At 72.1% G+C, this 16220-nt stretch carries 12 protein-coding genes and 1 tRNA gene; 2 read left to right on the forward strand and 11 right to left on the reverse strand.

The genetic code is table 11. The annotated features are described in order from the left end of the window. Window positions 1–125: 125 nt before the first annotated feature. On the forward strand, window positions 126–629 hold the full coding sequence (locus ACIRF8_RS30630; RefSeq protein WP_404220023.1) for a hypothetical protein: 504 nt from the start codon (window positions 126–128) through the stop codon (window positions 627–629). A 37-nt stretch (window positions 630–666) separates the two neighbouring features. Here the strand turns inward: ACIRF8_RS30630 and ACIRF8_RS30635 are convergent, their stop codons facing one another. From ACIRF8_RS30635 to bla, 3 genes are all read right to left on the reverse strand, one after another. After that, entirely contained in the window at window positions 667–2994 is a 2328-nt protein-coding gene (locus ACIRF8_RS30635) for an FUSC family protein (protein ID WP_404220025.1), read from the reverse strand. A 56-nt stretch (window positions 2995–3050) separates the two neighbouring features. Beyond that, a complete protein-coding gene (locus ACIRF8_RS30640) occupies window positions 3051–4145 on the reverse strand; it encodes a DUF2786 domain-containing protein (RefSeq protein ID WP_404220027.1) in 1095 nt (364 codons plus the stop codon). Between the two features lie 157 nt (window positions 4146–4302). After that, the gene (gene bla, locus ACIRF8_RS30645; protein WP_404220029.1) at window positions 4303–5196 is read right to left on the reverse strand and encodes a class A beta-lactamase; all 894 of its coding nucleotides are present in this window, start codon (window positions 5194–5196) and stop codon (window positions 4303–4305) included. 177 nt (window positions 5197–5373) lie between these two features. Here bla and ACIRF8_RS30650 point away from each other — a divergent pair, with 177 nt between their 5' ends. Continuing rightward, window positions 5374–7083: a bifunctional 3'-5' exonuclease/DNA polymerase gene (locus ACIRF8_RS30650; protein ID WP_404220285.1), complete on the forward strand. Its 1710-nt coding sequence runs from the start codon at window positions 5374–5376 to the stop codon at window positions 7081–7083. 11 nt (window positions 7084–7094) lie between these two features. On the opposite strand, the gene ACIRF8_RS30655 is transcribed toward ACIRF8_RS30650, so the two are convergent. The 8 genes from ACIRF8_RS30655 to ACIRF8_RS30690 all read right to left on the reverse strand — a co-directional run bounded on the left by ACIRF8_RS30655 (window position 7095) and on the right by ACIRF8_RS30690 (window position 16161). After that, window positions 7095–8396 (reverse strand): hypothetical protein, encoded by a 1302-nt coding sequence (locus tag ACIRF8_RS30655; RefSeq protein WP_404220031.1) that lies wholly within the window; start codon window positions 8394–8396, stop codon window positions 7095–7097. Window positions 8397–8443: 47 nt separating this feature from the next. After that, on the reverse strand, window positions 8444–8956 hold the full coding sequence (locus ACIRF8_RS30660) for a SigE family RNA polymerase sigma factor (RefSeq protein ID WP_404220033.1): 513 nt from the start codon (window positions 8954–8956) through the stop codon (window positions 8444–8446). A 215-nt stretch (window positions 8957–9171) separates the two neighbouring features. Further along, on the reverse strand, window positions 9172–9894 hold the full coding sequence (locus ACIRF8_RS30665) for a toxin glutamine deamidase domain-containing protein (protein WP_404220035.1): 723 nt from the start codon (window positions 9892–9894) through the stop codon (window positions 9172–9174). A 19-nt stretch (window positions 9895–9913) separates the two neighbouring features. Next, complete coding sequence (locus ACIRF8_RS30670; RefSeq protein WP_404220287.1) at window positions 9914–10984, reverse strand: ADP-ribosylglycohydrolase family protein; 1071 nt, start codon at window positions 10982–10984, stop codon at window positions 9914–9916. 444 nt (window positions 10985–11428) lie between these two features. Then, entirely contained in the window at window positions 11429–13420 is a 1992-nt protein-coding gene (locus ACIRF8_RS30675; RefSeq protein WP_404220037.1) for a putative T7SS-secreted protein, read from the reverse strand. Beyond that, a complete protein-coding gene (locus ACIRF8_RS30680; RefSeq protein ID WP_404220039.1) occupies window positions 13420–14094 on the reverse strand; it encodes a hypothetical protein in 675 nt (224 codons plus the stop codon). Before ACIRF8_RS30680 ends, ACIRF8_RS30675 begins: the two co-directional genes overlap by 1 nt. Window positions 14095–14391: 297 nt before the next feature. Beyond that, window positions 14392–14465, reverse strand: a tRNA-Thr gene (locus ACIRF8_RS30685). A 115-nt stretch (window positions 14466–14580) separates the two neighbouring features. Further along, window positions 14581–16161: an alpha/beta hydrolase gene (locus ACIRF8_RS30690; protein WP_404220040.1), complete on the reverse strand. Its 1581-nt coding sequence runs from the start codon at window positions 16159–16161 to the stop codon at window positions 14581–14583. Window positions 16162–16220: the final 59 nt, after the last annotated feature.

Here is a 16220-nt window from a genome sequence, read left to right on the forward strand (position 1 = left end):
TATACGAAAATGGTTCCCATTTTCAATAGTGGTCGGGGCTCGCGAGGTGAGACATGCGTCACCCCCACCCGCCCCCATGACCCCTGGTAGCTTCGGCCGCGACATCAGTGACGTAGGGGGATGGTGTGCGCATCAGGAAACAGGCCGTCGCGGGCGTCGCGGCCGTGGTGGCGGCGCTGGCCGTGGCCGGTTGCAGCGGTGACGGCGGCGGTGGCAAGGACAAGACGTCGGACGGCGGCTCCTCGTCCTCGGCGGCGCCCGACGGCGGCTCGCCCTCCGGCACACCGACCGGCTCGTCCGGGTCCGCCGGGAACATCGAGGGCATCTGGAGCGCCACCACCGGCGGGCAGGCCGTCGTCCTCGTCGTCGGCGGCAAGCAGGCGTCGCTGAGCACGGGCGACGGTCACCTGTGCACCGGGACCGTGACGAGCGGCGGCAAGCCGACGCTGACCCTCAAGTGCGCGGACGGGAACAACGACCGCACCACGGGTTCGGTCGAGTCCCACGACGGCACGACCATGAAGGTGTCCTGGGACGCCGGGGCCGACGACACGTTCACCAGGTCGACGGACGGCAAGCTGCCCTCGGGACTGCCGACGGGCCTGCCCAGCGGGTTGCCGACGGGCTGACCTCGGGTCCTCCCCGCCGCCGACGGGCCGGGTGGCCTCACGGGCCGCGCGGCCCGTCCGCCTTTCCCGCCGCCCCTTGCTCGGCGGCTTCCTCCCCCGCCACTTCCGTCTCCCCTCCCGGATCGCCCGGACCGTCCGGCTCATCCGGCTCGTCCGGTTTGACGGTCATCGGGGGCGCGTCGGTGTCCAGCGCGCCGGAGAGTGCTTCCAACGCCTCCACGAGCATGCCCGCGCCGCGCCGCACGACGCGGTCGGGGACGCCCTCGCCGTCCCAGGCGTCCAAGGCATCGCGGACCGGCCTCCAGTGCGGCACACGGCGCTCGCGGACGGCGCGGGCGCCGTCCCGGGTCGCGGAGCGCAGGGCGTCGGCGAAGGCCGCCGCGGCCGGGACGGGGGTGGCGTCCCGCTCGGGGAGATGGGCCTCCATCAGCATCGCGACACGGCCCAGGTGATGCAGGGCGTGCGCGGCGTCGTCGGCGTCGGCGTGCGACAGACCCCGGTGGCGTACGGGTTCGGTCCTGGCCCGGTCCACGGCGGCCTGCCAGGCGATGTGCGCGTCCCGCGCCCTCAGCAGGGCCGTGCGGACGTCGGGGGACGCCTTGCCCGCCGGGTGGGCGTAGTGGTCGACGACGACGGCCGCGTACTCGCCGAGCGCGGCGAGCCAGTCCGCGAGACGGGTGCGCAGGCGCGGGGTCTCCCACGCCGGGTAGAGCGCGTAGGACAGCGTCGCGAGGAGACCGCCCGCGAGGGTGAGCCCGAGGCGTTCGGGGACGGTCTGGCTCCAGGTCTGGCCACCCATGCCGAGCAGGAAGACGACGTACGCGGCGACACACGCCTGCGCCGCGAGCTGGCCCGTGCGCATCAGGAGGTACATGAGCCCCGCGCACAGGACGGCGAGGGTGGCGGACAGCCGCGTGTCCGGGTGGGCGAGCTGGACGACGCCGGTGGCCAGGGCGACACCGACGAGGGTGCCGCCGAACCGGGCGACGGCCCGCGAGTACGTCTGCGAGAAGTCCGGCCGCATGACCATGACGGCGGACATGGGCGCCCAGTAGCCGTGCCCGAGCGGCAGCGCGTCACCGAGCAGATACCCGGCGACGGCGACGGCGGCGACCCGGGTGGCGTGCCGCAGCACCGGTGACCCCGGCCGGGCCTCGTGCCGGATGGCCCGCACGGCGACGGGCACCAACTGGAAGAGGGTGGGGCGGCGCAACGGCCGGCCGGGGTCCGCGGGGCCGGGGGAAGGCGTCGCCCCGGTCGAGGAGGCCGGCGGGAGCGGTGCGCGACGCGGCCACGGGCGAGCGCGGGAAGGGAGCCGGAGGCGCAGCCCGGTCGGCAGCGGCGCGGCGAGGCGGTCGCGGAGGGTGGACGGCGCGGGCGGAACCCCGCCCGCCGTCTCCAGTACGTCCTTGAGGAGGGGGCCGAGGCGGGTCGCCGCCCGCTGGGCCGGGCCCGTGAGGATCGTGCCGGTGTCCGGGGTGCGGAACGCGGCGAGCGCGCCCGGGGGGACGGAGACGGGGGTGCCGTGCCGGATGGCGCGGGCCGCCGCGTCCAGGATCGAACCGGTGGCGGCCAGCAGTTCGCGGGCCCGGTCCCGCTCGGGGCCCTCGGCGGGGACGCCGACCGCCGGATCGGCGAGCGATGCGAGGACCGGCCGGATGCGTTCGGCCAGCCCGCGCGTGCCGTGGAGCTGGGCGGGGCGGGTGCGGGCCTGGCGGGGGGTGAGCGCGGCGGCGTTGCGGGCCAGCATCAGCGGGGCCGGGTCGAACTCGGCGACCGGGTCGTGGCGCAGGCGGCGCGCGTAGTCGGCCTCGGCGGCGAGCGCGTCGGCGAGCGCGTCGCGGTGCGCCCCCCAGCGGCGTACGGGGAAGAGGATCACCAGGGCGGCCTGGACCAGGCCGCCGAAGACCATCATCGCCGCGTGGCCCGCCGCCTCGGCGACCGTCGTCGGCAGGGTGATGGTGACCAGCATCATCGCGACGTTCGACGACGCGATGATGCCGATGGTGGGGCCCGCCGCCCAGGACAGGCCCGCCAGGAACGTCCAGAGGGCGAGCAGGGGCACGAACAGGAGCAGGTGGGAGCCGGTGAGGTAGCCGACGAAGGTGGAGACGCCGAGACTCGCGCCGGAGGCGAGCGCCAGTTCGGGCCGGGGCCGCCAACTGCGCTGGAACGTGGCGATCGCCGCCTGGAACCCGCCGAACGCCGAGCCCGCCGCCACCGCAGGGCCGAACAGGGTCAGGCTGACGGCGATCACGACCGCCAGTCCGACCGCGCCCCGCAGGGCGACCAGGGGTTCGAGCCGTTTCCGCTCGACGGTCAGGCCCGAGCGGGCGGTGTCCTTCAGCGCCCGGAACCAGCTCACTCCGCCAGAATACGGGCATTACGCCCAGTACCCGGATCCCGCGGGCGCGCCAGTCGTCAGCGGTGCATCCGGGCCCGCTCCGCCGCGGCGGCGCCCTGCGTCCAGCCCGCCTCGTCCGTGACCCCCCTCATCCGGGTCGTCACCGTCTCGGGGAACATCTCCTCCGCGCGGCCGGTGACGGCCACGTCCCGCGCCGCGAGGACCGGCAACAGCTCGCCCCGCTCCCCCGTCACCTGGTCGGCGACCTCGGCGAGACGGTCACCGATGCGATGGGCGTACGCCGCGAGGAACGACTGCCGGAACGTCTTCGTACGCCTGCGGCCCGCCGCCCGCTGCTCCGCCTCGGCCCGCGTCATGGCGGCGGCGGCCTGCACCAGCAACGACGTGTACAGCACCTCCACCACCTCCAGGTCCGGCTCGAATCCGACGACCGTCGAGAAGCCGAACGCGCTGTTCCACACCGCCCGGCAGCGGTTCGCACCGGCCACCGCGTCCAGCAGCACCGCCTTCGCCGTCTCGTACGGGGCGTCGACACCGATCCGGCACGCGGCGGGCGCGTCCTTCGCGTGCGTACGGGACGCGAGCAGCGCCTCGTCGACGGAGTGCCGGGCCATCAGCTCCTGCGCCTTGGCCGACAGCGCCTCGGCCTCCGGCGGATACCCGGTCGCCTCCGCCTTCGCGAGCAGCGCGCGGATCCGGGCCAGAGCGCGCGGCTCCCCCGCCACGGGTACGGAGACGGCCTCCCCCGGCACCGGCCCGACGGCTTCGACGGCGGGCAGCCGCACCAGCAGCCGGTACAGCTCCAGGGTGGTGGTGGCGGCCGAGAAGCGGTCCCGGCGGGGCTCGTCGGCGGGCAGGTCGGCGAGCTGGGCGGACCAGCGCGGCGGCAACGTCGCGTACCGGCCGGTCTCCGCGCGGATCAGCCGGGCGGCGAGCCCCGCGTGCTCCGGGGACAGTTCGCGTACGACCATCCGGATCACGTCGGCGGGCTGCCAGCCCCGCTCCCAGGCCCGGCGGACGAACTCTCTTCCCCGCAGGGCGAGTTCGGCGTCGGCGGACGGGTCGGCGGCGAGCAGGGAAGCGCCGGTGTCCAGGTCGCCGTCGGCGGTGAACAGCGCGGCGGCGAAGGCGCGCTCGACGGTCGAGGTCATGCCGCGCCCGCCGCGTCCCGGCGGAGGCGGTCGCCCCCGTGTACCCCAGCCATCGACGTCTCTCCTCACGTGCCCGCGTCCCCGCCCCGACGATGGTCTCAGCACCGGGTGCGGGGCGCACAGGGGGGATGGGGACCCGGGCGACCGGGTGGGGTGGCTACATGGTGGCGATCAGTTCGGCGGCGCGGGCGACCAGCCGGTTGTCGGGGGTGGCGTCCTGGGCGGGCTTCGTGGAGAGCACGGACAGGACGACGGGGGCGCCGGAGGGGGTCCAGGCGATGCCGACGTCGTTGGCCGTGCCGTAGGAGCCCGTGCCGGTCTTGTCGGCGAGGACCCAGTCGTCGGGCAGACCGGCCCGGAACCGTTCGCCGCTGGTGGTGTTGGCGAGCAGCCATCGCGTGAGCCGGGCCCGGTCGCCGGGGTCCAGGACCCGGCCGAGGACGAGCCGCGCGTACGTGGTCCCGATGGCGCGCGGCGTGGTGGTGTCCGTGACCCGCCCGGGCTCGGCCGAGTTCAGCTCGGGCTCCCAGCGGTCGAGCCGGGTCACCCGGTCCCCGGCCGAGCGGGCGAGGCGGGTGACGGCGGTGGGGCCGCCGAGCCGGTCCAGGAGCAGGTTGGCGGCGGTGTTGTCGCTGTAGGAGATGGCGGCGCCGCACAGCCCGGCGACGGTCATGCCGTGCGCGAGGTTCTCGGGACGGCCGGTGACGGGGGCGCCGCCCGCCCGGTCGATGTCGGCCTGCGTGTAGTGGACGCGGCGGTCCAGGTAGCGGCCGTCGCGGTCGAGGTCGCGCAGCACCGCGGCGACGGCGAGGGTCTTGAACGTGGAGCAGAGCGGAAAACGCTCGTCGGCGCGGTGGGCGAGCGCGGTGCCCGTGTGCAGGTTCTGGGCGAAGACGCCGAGGCGGGCCCCGTGCTCACGCTCCAGCGCGGCCAGGCGGCGGGCCGGCCCGCCGGTGGCGTACGCGATACCGGTACCAGTACCGGCCCCTGTCAGGGCGGTGGCGCCCAGAGCGGTGCCGGTGGTCAGCAGGGTGCGGCGGCTGATGCGCACGGGTTCCGTCCTTCCGTCCTCTTCTGTGTTGCTCCTGATCCCTGATCCCGGATCCCTGATCTCTGATCTCTGTGCCGTCGAGTGAAACAGGGTCGGCGCCGCGTCGGGCGCCGGAACCGGGTTGTGGCCGAAATCGGCCGCAGGGAAATGTCAGTGGCGGGTGTGACACTCGACGATGTGAAGGGACGCTGGGCTCTCGCCCCCACCGAGCGCGGCGGCGCCGACGTCGTGCCGCTGGGTCCGGACGGGCTGCCCGCCGGTCCGATCGTCCGGGAGCCCGACCTGGTCACGGCCGTGCGGGACCGGCCGGGCGTGACGCGTTGGGTGTGGCGGGACACGCACGCCGTGTACCCGCGGCTGATCGCCGCCGGGCTCGGGGCCGGGACCGGAGTCGACCGCGCCTACGACATCGAGGCCGCCGAGAACCTGCTCCTCGCCCACGAGGGCAGACACGGAGAACCCCGCTCCGCCGCCGCGGCCCTCGCGAGGCTCCGGAAGGCGCCGGTCCCGCCGGACCCACCGCCCCGCGTGGCCGAGCCCGGCTCCCAGTCACCGCTCTTCGAGCCACGCCCGCCCGTGGACGTACCGCTGGCCGATCTCGTGGAGGTCTACGCGGACCAGCAGCGCAGACACGCGGCGACGGCCCTGCCGGAGCGGATGCGGCTGCTCACCGCGTCGGAGTCGGCGGGCATGCTGGTCGCCGCCGAGATGCACGCGGCCGGGCTGCCGTGGCGCGCCGACGTGCACCGGGAGCTGCTGCACGAGCTGCTCGGCGAGCGGTACGGGGGCGGGGGCGCGCCGCGCCGCCTCGCGGAGCTGGCGGACGAGGTGTCGGCGGCGTTCGGCCGACGGGTGCGTCCCGACCTGCCCGCCGACGTGGTGAAGGCGTTCGCGGAGGCCGGATTCAAGATCACCTCGACCCGGCGCTGGGAGATCAGGTCCCTCGACCACCCGGCGGTGAAGCCGCTGCTCGCGTTCAAGAAGCTCTACCGCATCTACACCGCGCACGGCTGGTCATGGCTCCAGGACTGGGTGCGGGAGGGACGGTTCAGACCCGAGTACCTGCCGGGCGGCTCGGTCTCCGGCCGCTGGACGACGAACGGAGGCGGGGCGTTGCAGATCCCCAAGGTCATCCGCCGCGCCGTCGTCGCCGACCCGGGCTGGCGGCTCGTCGTCGCCGACGCCGCGCAGATGGAGCCGCGGGTGCTCGCCGCGATCTCCCGCGATCCGGCGTTCATGGAGGTCGCGGGCCAGGACGGCGACCTGTACCAGTCGGTCTCCGACCGCGCCTTCTCCGGCGACCGCGGCCAGGCCAAGCTCGCCGTGCTCGGCGCCATGTACGGGCAGACGTCCGGCGACGGCCTGAAGAACCTGGCGCTGCTGCGCCGCCGCTTCCCGCAGGCGGTCGCGTACGTCGACGAGGCCGCCAGAGCCGGTGAGGAGGGCCGCCTCGTGCGCACCTGGCTGGGCCGGACCTGCCCGCCGGCCGTGGGCGCGGCCGAGGCGGAGGAGGCGGGCCTCCCCCAGGACGCGCCCGGCGACGGGGACACCGGCGCCCCCACCCAGGGGTACGGCTACGGCTACGCGTCGTCGCACTCGCGGGCCCGGGGCCGCTTCACCCGCAACTTCGTGGTGCAGGGCAGCGCCGCCGACTGGTCCCTGCTCGTGCTGGCGGCGCTGCGCCGGTCCCTCGCCGGGATGGCGGCCGAGCTGGTCTTCTTCCAGCACGACGAGGTGATCGTGCACTGTCCCGAGCAGGAGGCGCCCCGGGTGAGCGAGGCGATCCAGGAGGCGGCGGACCTGGCGGGCCGGCTGACGTTCGGGGAGACGCCGGTGCGATTCCCGTTCACGGTGGCGGTGGTGGAGTGCTACGCCGACGCGAAGTGAGCCGGAATCAGCTAGCTGCGGCGCCACTTCTCCGAGAGGACGAGGGCCTTCAGCTCGGACATGGTCAGCGCCGGGCGGGGGCGGGTCGCGTCGGTCGACTGCGAACCGGAGTTGAACGCGGAGACCACGACCCGGGACCCGTCCGGGCGCAGCACGTCGGCGGTCCACCTGACGATGCCGGAGCCGCCCTTGTCGTCACCGCCGTCCCGGTGCGTCGCCACGAGCGTGCCGTCCGCCAGCTTCTCGGCACCGGCTCCGAACAGGTCCCCCGCCACGTCGCCCATGCCGGACTGCACGTTGATCTGGACGAGGGAGGCGCCCTTGCCGTCATCGACGACCACGTACGCGTACCCGTCGTCCTCGCCGCCCGTCGCGGTGACCCGCGCGCGCTGCGGCAGCAGCGAGGTGAGCTTCGACAGGATCGCCGCCTTGTCGGTGCCCTGGGCGGGCGGCTGCGCGACCGGCTCGCCCGGCGCCGTGCCGAGCGCCCGCATCACGGGCCGCCACTTAGCGGACGCGACCAACGCCTTCAACTGGCGTGTGGTCAGGGGCGGTTCGGCCCGTGAGACGGGTGCGTCCTTCTCCGCGGGCGCGTTCCACTCACTGGCGTCCACGGTGTAGCCCTCGGCCGTCACGAGGAAGGCGTGCCACCACTTGGTGTCGACCCGCTTGTCCGGATACTCGTAGCCACGCATCAGCAGCAGCCGCGACCCGTCGGCCAAGGTCTCGTTGCCGCACGAGTCGTACGACACGAACCGCTTGTCGGGACACTTGAGTTGTTCCTCGACGGTGGCACTGTCCGGGTCGACCGCGCCCACGCTCACACCGATGGCGGCCTTGCCGCGCCCGTCGTCGTGGACGAGGTGCGCGAGCGGTCCGAGCGGGTCGGCGGTGCCCCGTCCGTCCCGTGCGCTCACCTTGCCCCCGGGCAGCAGTCCTTCGAGGATGCCGACGACCTCGTCCCCGCTGAGCTGCGGCCCGGTGCCCCGCCCGCCCTTCTTCCGGTCGGGCCCGGCACTCGACGCGGCGGTCGCCGACGAGCCGCCCGGCCGCGCCGCGACACCGCCGCGGGACGTCGCGTCGCCGCTGTCGAAGACTCCGGCGGCGTACGACGAGCCGAGTCCGACCACGGCCAGCGCCGCCACGCTCCCGGTCACCGCGCCGACCCGCCTGCGACGCAGCCGACGGCGCCCGCGCAGCACTCCCCCATCCACCAACGCCCGCCCCTCGGCGGTGAAACCCTCCCCGGTGCGCCGCAGCGCCCCCGTGAGCCCGTCCTCGAAACCGTCCCGGCCGTCGTCCGCTCCGGACACTCCGACCACTCCCTTCGGCCTGTACGTATGGTCAGCCTGCGTGCTGGTCACTGGGCGGCGAACTCGGAGATGTCGCCGCCGAGTTGCGTACGCAGCCGGGCCAGGGCCCGATGGCTGCGGGTGCGTACGGCGGCCGAGCTGAGGTGCAGCGCGTCCGCGGTCTCCTCGATGGACCGGTCCTCCCAGTAGCGCAGGACGACAACAGCCCTGTCCTTGGGCGGCAGTTGCCGCAGCGCCTCCAGGAGCGTCAGCCGCAGGGACGGATCATCGGCCCCGGCGGCCGTCTGCTCCGGGATGTCCCCCGAGGGACGCTCACCCGCCGAGCGTCGCCGCTGATGCGCGAGGAAGGCCCGGACGAGCACGGTCTGCGCGTACGCCGCCGGATTGCCGAGCCGCACCGCGGACCGGCCCCACACGACGTACATCCGCCCCAGCGTCTCCTGCACCAGATCCTCGGCGAGATGCGTGTCCCCGCTGGTCAGCAGAGACCCGGACCGGAACAACTGCCCCGCGCGCGCCTCGGCGAACTCACGGAAGGCCCCTTCGAGCGACCGTCTCATCCCCGGCGTCCTCCCCTGTCGTCCCGCCTACACCCCATAGATGCGGTGAGCCCGGCGAAATGTTTCACGGGGGCGGGGCAGTCTGCTCGACCGAGCGCCCGCGCTGATCCGCGCTGATCCGCGGCAACCGCTCCGGGGCCGCTCAGTAGCCGCTCCGGGGCCGCTCAGTGCCGGGGGCGGCTCAATGACACGGGCAGCTCAATGACACGGGCCGCTCAATGACGCGGGTGCACCCGATCCTCGTCGGCAGTACGCGACGCGTCGGGCAGAGCCCGCATGAGGATCACCTCGCGGACCCATTGTGTGTCGAGGCGGGCGAGCGACGCCGTGAGTCCGTCAAGGAAGATCACCCGCCCGCGATCGTTGTGCGCGTAGATCAGATGGCCCGTGACGTCGTGACCACCGATCGCACGGCGGATCCAGACCACACCCCGGGTGCCCGGGCCCGGTTCCTGGACGGCCCGGACGACCTGGTCCCAGTCCTGCACGGGTACGCGGTCGAACTGCGGGAAGTAGCGCCGGCACAGCCGGGCCCACCATCCGGGGGCCTCGTGCGCCGGCTGCCAGGGCACGGCGACCGAGGGATGGCCGTCGATCGCCGAGTGTGTGGCGGCGACCGCGCCCCGGGCATTGATCCTGCGGCTCTGTCCGGTGATGCGGAGAGCGGACTCCTGTGGGGGCACCGAGAGAAGATCGGCCAGCGGATCGTACGACGCGGGGTGGTGCGGGTAGCCACCGATCTTCGGCACCACGACGGACGCCGCCAGCATCGGGGTGCGAGGGAACCCGGGCTGGGCAACGGTGTGGCAGGCCATCATCCAGGCGGTGTCCGTCTCGGCCACGGGGCGCGCCGCGGCGAGCTCGACGAGCCCGCCGTACACCTCGTCGAGCCACTTCGTCGCGCGCTGAGCAGGGCCCTCCGGCCCGGGACTCGTCATCGTTCCGGTTCCCCGTGGATCAGGCCGCATCGTCCCAGGCGGCAGCCAACCTGCTGATGCGGCCCTCGTACTCCAGGGCCTCGCGCCACTCCGGCGGCCAGTACGTGAGCCCGGACCTGGCCCCGGCGAACGCGCCCGCCAGCGCGGCGATCGAGTCGGAATCGCCGGACGAGTGCGCGGCTCGCGCCACCGCCGCCCGCGGGTCGCCGTCGACAACCAGGTAGCAGTACAGAGCCGTGGCGAGGGCTTCCTCCGCGATCCACCCGGCGCCGACCGCCTCGGAGGGATCGCGGCTCACGTCCTTCACGCGCAGGGCCGCAGCCGCGGTGTCGAGGGCGCGCAGGCACTCGTCCCAGCCGAAGGCGATGAAAGAGCGCGGGTCAGGGGCGCCCGCCTTGGCGGCCAGGTCGCCCAGCCACTCCGCGTGATACGTGTGCCGGGACTCCTGCGCGTAGGCACGCAGCCGGGGCAACAGGTCGTCACGCTCACAGCCGTGCGCGAGCAGCCACGTGGCGTGGGCCGTCAGATCGCTGGCCGCCAGCGCCGTGGGGTGGCCGTGGGTGAGCGCTGCCTGCAACTGGGCGATGCCCGCGCGCTGTTCGGAGCCGAGGCCGGGGACGAGGGCGACAGGCGTGACACGCATGTTGGCCCCGCACCCCTTGGAGCCCATGATCGTGGCGTCCTGCCAGCGGACGCCGCGTTCGAGAGCCGCGCACGCGCGAAGACACGTCTGACCGGGGGCCCGGTTGTTGTCCGGGTCGTGCAGCCAGGCGACGAAATGCTTGCGCAGCGCCGCTTCGACCGAGGCGGGGGAGAGGGCAGCCGCCGCCGCGCCCGCGCCACGGGCCCGGCGGGCTCCGGGCTCACCGGCACTGGCCTCCACCAGCGCCTCTCCCACGGCCAGCGCCATCTGCGTGTCATCGGTCACCCGGACCACGTCACCCGCGGAAAGCGGCAGACCCATTTTTTCCCAGGGGCCGAACTTGGCGGTGATCTGCGCCATGCCCAAGAACTCGGTGGGGTATCCCATGGCATCGCCGATGGCCAGACCGAACAGGGAACCGGCGACTGCTTTCCCAACGCGCTTCACCGTGGAATGGCCGGCGAGCGCCTCCAACGCCGCCGAACTCTCCGCCTCGGCAAAGGGGCTTGCGACGATGTGGGTGGACCCGGCAACGGGCCACTGTTCGATCAACTCCGTTACAGCTTGCGAGGGTGTGAGCCCACGTGCTTTGCCCGCATTCAGGCGGAAGGTCCATACCGACCCGAGACTTCTCGCGCGTGCGCCTCCTGATGCGAGCGGCGTCCAGTCCGCAGCATCGTCCTCGTCGTTCCACCAAAGGTAGCCGAACACGTCGTCCTGGTCGTCGGCCAACTGCACGTAGCGCACGGGGCGGCCCGTCTCGAATGCGTAGCGCGGCGGCCCCCCTGACACGACGACTTTGGGATCCTCCTCGAAATGAGGGTTGGTCGTCCGCTTGACGAAGCGAGGTTCTGCGTCATCGCTCTCGGAGTTCATGTGGGCTTTCCTTTGTTATTTCTTCGGCAGAACTTCGCCATAGACGTGCCACTTGCCGTTGTCCTCGAAAGCGCGAGTCACCCGGTACGTGGTGTCGCGCCCGAGGAGCAGTTCTCGCTCGGTCACTCCGTAGTGACTGACGTTCTCCATCCACAGGGCTGAGTGCCCCTCGGGCACACGGAGGTGCACGATCGCTTCTTTGTCGAAGACAACCCCATTGTCACCGAGTGAGGTCGACAGGTAAGCGGGGTCGCTTATCTCTTCCCCGATCAGCTGTTCCGGCTTGCTGACACCTAGGTACTTCACGTCTTGCCCGCGGACCACCATAGTGTCCTGGGCCAGCGGATTGCCGGCCAGCGCCTTGTCGGTCTCCGCAATGTTGTGCAGGACCTGAGGAGTTCCCAACTCGTCTGCGCCGCGGAGATACCCATTCATTTCCTTGTAGGTCGCGTAGTGAGGATCTGCACCCCCATAGTGATCGTCCGAGTAGTCCAGAAGGGACTTCTTGGTCGACTCCGGAAGGTTGTCCACGTAGCTGTTCCACGTTTCCCGGCCGTGGGCAATAGCCGCGTTCTGGTCAGGGAAGGTGAGCGCGCCGTCATACAATTCTGACGAAGCGACTGCGTGCTTCTGTTCATTGGGGAGCTGCGTGAACTCCTCGTCCGAGACCCTCTTCGAGTGCTGGAGCCCGTCATCCGCATGCGCGGCGCCGTCCAGGTCCTTGGCGGCCGCTCCCTCATCGATCTTCCAGGAATCCGGCAAATGCGGTCCGCCGCCGATGTCGTCCGCCGCCCGCAACCCACCGTGCGCGCCGCCGATGTCATCCGCCGCCCGCAGCCCCCTGCTCGCCATACCGGACGCGGCGGCCTCCGTGCCCTCCCTCATGGCGAGCCGCATGCCGCTCTTGGCGAAGCCGGCGCCCTTCGTACCGAGAAGTTCCGGCAGCAGGCGCCCGATGAACTCCGAACGGTCGTTCTTGAAGCCGTCGACGGCAGCGGTGATGATGCGCTCGGGGTGGGTGCCGGTGGAGACCAGGCCGGTGAGCGTCATGTTCAGGCTCTGGTAGTACGCGGCCGGGTGCGTGAGGTTGTAGGGGTCGGAGGGGTTGAGGCCGCGGGCGAAATTGACCAGGCCCGCGCTTCCCTTGATCACGCCGCCCAGCAGATGCGTGGACTCGACGTCGAGCGCCGTACTGGCGTCGACGAGTGTGTTGCTGATCTGGGTCAGGGGCGGCGGTTCGGCCGGAGCGTGCGCCAGGGCGGCGTCCACGGCGGCCTCGGCGCGGGCAGCGGCTTCGTTACGGGCCCGGCGGGCATCCTCCAGGATGTGCTCGGCCTTGGCGCGATCCGCCTCACCCGGGTCCTTCCAGGGCTCCGGCCTGGCGCCGGGGTCTTCGCCGGACAGGGCCTTGACGTTGTAGGCGTCGACCTTCTTGTTGTAGGCCTTGGCGGACGCCTCGCTGGTGCGCTTGCCCCGGTTGTACGTGTCGATGGCTTCCTGCGCCTTGTCCTGCGCCCACTTGACGGAGTCGGCGTAGGAGTCCAGCGCCTTCGCCGCGTTCTCACACGCGTCAGCCGCTTGAGCCCACTTGACGGGGTGAACCTCGATCTTGCGGTGGAAGGCGTCACCGGCCTCGCCCTTCCAACCCGAGGCGTCGACCTTCCTCATGCCCCGGCCGACCTTGTCGAAGGCGGCGGAGAAGTCCTTCAGGTGCTTGGCGCCCTCACGGATCTTGTCCGGCTTGCCGTGGACGAGTTCGGTGGGGTCGTCGGTGTGGCCCAGGCCCTGTTCGGACGGGGTCGCTCCCAGGCCCGCCGCGACGTAGTCACCACCCTTGTGGACCCAGTCACCGGCCTTGTCCAGACCGACGTGGTCCAGGCCGTCGCCGAGCTTGTCGCTGCCGTAGTCGACGACCTCGCCCAGCTTCTTCTTGCCCGAGTCGATCAGGTCCCCGCCGGCCCTCAGACTGTCGTTGAAACCGTCCTTCAGGTCGCCGATGATGCCCACTACCGCGCACCCCCGGGCTGACCGCCCTGCTGCTCGGCGGCCTTGGCACGAGCTTCGGGCGAGGGGCCGAACTGTTCGTCGAGCCACTGGTCGTACTCGGCGTCCGACACCCCGGCCCGGTCGTGCAGGTTCTGCGGGTTGAGACCGAACATTCCGGTGCGGGAGGTCATGATGTCGCGGCCCGCGTCCTTGTAGCCCTGCTCGACGTTCTCGTTCGCGCGCTCCCACGACTCGGCGCTGTAGTCCGCTCCGCCGAGCACACCTGAGGTGGCGATGTCTCCCCAGCCCTGCTTCGTGACCTCGTCCTCAGAGGCGTAAGGATTGCCGATCGCGGAGTTCAGCCCGATCTTCAGGGCCCCCTCCACGTAATGATCGGTCTCGTAGTACGTCCCCGCCGACAGCCCCACACCCTCCGCGAACGAGTTCCCCTCCGCGATCAGCGAGCGCACGCCCCACTCCCACCGCTCACAGAACGAGTGGACCTTCGCCGTCACACCCTCATGGCCCAACTCCAGCCCCGACAGGGCGATATCGCTGAAACCCCGTCCGGCACCGGCCTCGCCGACCATCCCGAGTTCCTTCAGCTCACCCAGAGCCTCAGTAAGCCCTCTCGTGATCAGTTCCAGGCCCTCGACCTGCAAATTTCTCGCATCCTTGCCGCCCCCGTCGGTCACGCCGGGTTCCCTTCGTCATCGTCCGACGCGGAACGCCGCCACGGACGCGCCTCGCTGCTTCCCCCGCTCCCCACCATGCCCAGATCCTCACATCCAGGCGTCGCCGGTCGCAACGAGAGCAAGTGAAGGTGCTCACCTGTACTTCAGTGGCGGCAGTGATCCTCGCTCCGGCCGGCGGTCACACGACAGCCGGCACGCTCTCGAACGAGGTGGGCGTCGGCATGCCCGGCATCGCAGCCGCATCAGGAAAAAGCAAAAGCCCCAGATCACGGCGAGTGAGTTCTGGGGCTTCCACAGAGCCGCCTTCGGGATTCGAACCCGAGACCTACGCATTACGAGTGCGTTGCTCTGGCCATCTGAGCTAAGGCGGCGCCGCCGCGCGCACCGGAGTGCGTCAGCAACGTCGCCAATCCTACACGGTCCTCCGGGGTGCTCCGCGCACCCTTTTGTCTCCGCCGATCAAGGGGCGCGCCCCGGGGCCACCCGTCACGAGCAGCGCTTTCCGTCCTTCGGCGGGGTGCCCGTGAGCAGGTAGGTGTTGATCGCGCCGTCGATGCAGTCGCTGCCGCGGCCGTACGCCGTGTGGCCGTCGCCGTCGTAGGTGAGGAGGCGGCCGGAGGAGAGCTGGCCGGCGAGGGCCTTGGCCCAGGGGTAGGGGGTGGCCGGGTCGCGGAGGGTGCCGACCACCAGGATGGGCGCGGCGCCGTCGGCGGTGATGCGGTGTGCCTCGCCGGTCGCCTTCACCGGCCAGGACGCGCAGTTCAGGGAGGACCAGGCGAGGCCGGTGCCGAAGACCGGGGACGCCTTCTCGAAGGAGGGCAGCGCGTCCTCGACCTCCTTCGCGGAGGTGAAGGACGGCGGCTGGTCGAGGCAGTTCACGGCGGCGTTGGCGAACATCAGGTTGGTGTACGTGCCGTCGGGGTCGCGCTCGTAGTAGCTGTCGGAGAGGGCGAGCAGGCCCGCGCCATCACCCTTCTTCATCGCCGAGGTGAGCGCCTCGCGCAGTTGCGGCCAGGCCCCCTCGTCGTACATCGCGGCGATCACGCCGGTCGTGGCGAGGGCCTCGCCGAGTGTGCGGCCGTTGGGGTCGCCGGTGGCGATCGGGGTGCGGTCGAGCTTGGTGAAGAACGACTTCAGCCGCTTCCCCGCCTGGTCGGGGGTGCCGGTGCCGAGGGGGCAGTCGGCGCGGGCCACGCAGTCCTTCGCGAAGGAGGTGAACGCGGTCTCGAACCCGGCGGTCTGCTGCCGGTTCATGTCGCGGGCCGACAGCGACGGGTCCATCGCCCCGTCCAGCACGAGCCGCCCGACCCGCTCCGGGTACAGGCCCGCGTACGTCGCGCCGAGGAACGTGCCGTAGGAGGCGCCGACGTAGTTCAGCTTCTCGTCGCCGACGGCCGCGCGTACGAGGTCCATGTCGCGGGCCGCCTCCACCGTGGAGACATGGGGCAGGATCCGGCGGGAGGTCCGGTCCTTCGTCTCGCAGCCGGACGCGAACGTGTCGAAGGCGGCCGAGAGCTTGCTGCGTTCACCGGCGTCGTCGGGGGTGACGTCGGTCTGCGTGTAGGTGTCCATCTGCTTGCCGTCGAGGCAGGTGACGGGTGCGCTGCGCGCCACACCGCGCGGGTCGACGGCGACCATGTCGTAGGCGGCACGGATCTTCTTCGGGTAGCCGATGCCCGCGTACGACTGGAGGTAGCCGATCGCGGAGCCGCCGGGGCCGCCCGGGTTGACGAGGAGCGAGCCGAGGCGCTTGCCCGGGCCCGTGGCCTTCTTGCGGGAGACCGCGAGCTCGATGTCCCCGCCGGACGGCTTCTCGTAGTCGAGCGGCGCCCTGAGCGTTGCGCATTCGAAACCGGAGGCTCCGCACTTGTGCCACTTCGGCGCCTGGTCGTAGTAGGCGCTCAGCCGGGTCTGGTCGGAGCTGGGCAGAGCGGCGAGCGAGACGTCCGTGGAGGCCGAACTCCCTGACGAGCAGGCCGAGATGCCGGTCAGCAGCAATCCGGTGACGGCGGCGACAAGCGGTGCGCGGTGGCGGTGGTCGGTGAAGAGGTGGCGCCTGAGGTCCATCGGGCGAGCGTAACGGTCTGCGCGCGCCGGGTCACTTTCGGTAGCCCTCGCCGTGATCG

This window comes from Streptomyces sp. NPDC102406, from assembly GCF_044765725.1.
In the GTDB taxonomy this organism is placed as follows: domain Bacteria; phylum Actinomycetota; class Actinomycetes; order Streptomycetales; family Streptomycetaceae; genus Streptomyces.

Bases quoted from the DNA above. Each gene is read 5' to 3' on its own strand.
- ACIRF8_RS30640 (WP_404220027.1), bottom strand. From the start codon at position 4,145: ATGACCTCGACCGTCGAGCGCGCCTTCGCCGCCGCGCTGTTCACCGCC.
- ACIRF8_RS30660 (WP_404220033.1), bottom strand. From the start codon at position 8,956: ATGAGACGGTCGCTCGAAGGGGCCTTCCGTGAGTTCGCCGAGGCGCGC.
- ACIRF8_RS30665 (WP_404220035.1), bottom strand. From the start codon at position 9,894: ATGACGAGTCCCGGGCCGGAGGGCCCTGCTCAGCGCGCGACGAAGTGG.
- ACIRF8_RS30690 (WP_404220040.1), bottom strand. From the start codon at position 16,161: ATGGACCTCAGGCGCCACCTCTTCACCGACCACCGCCACCGCGCACCG.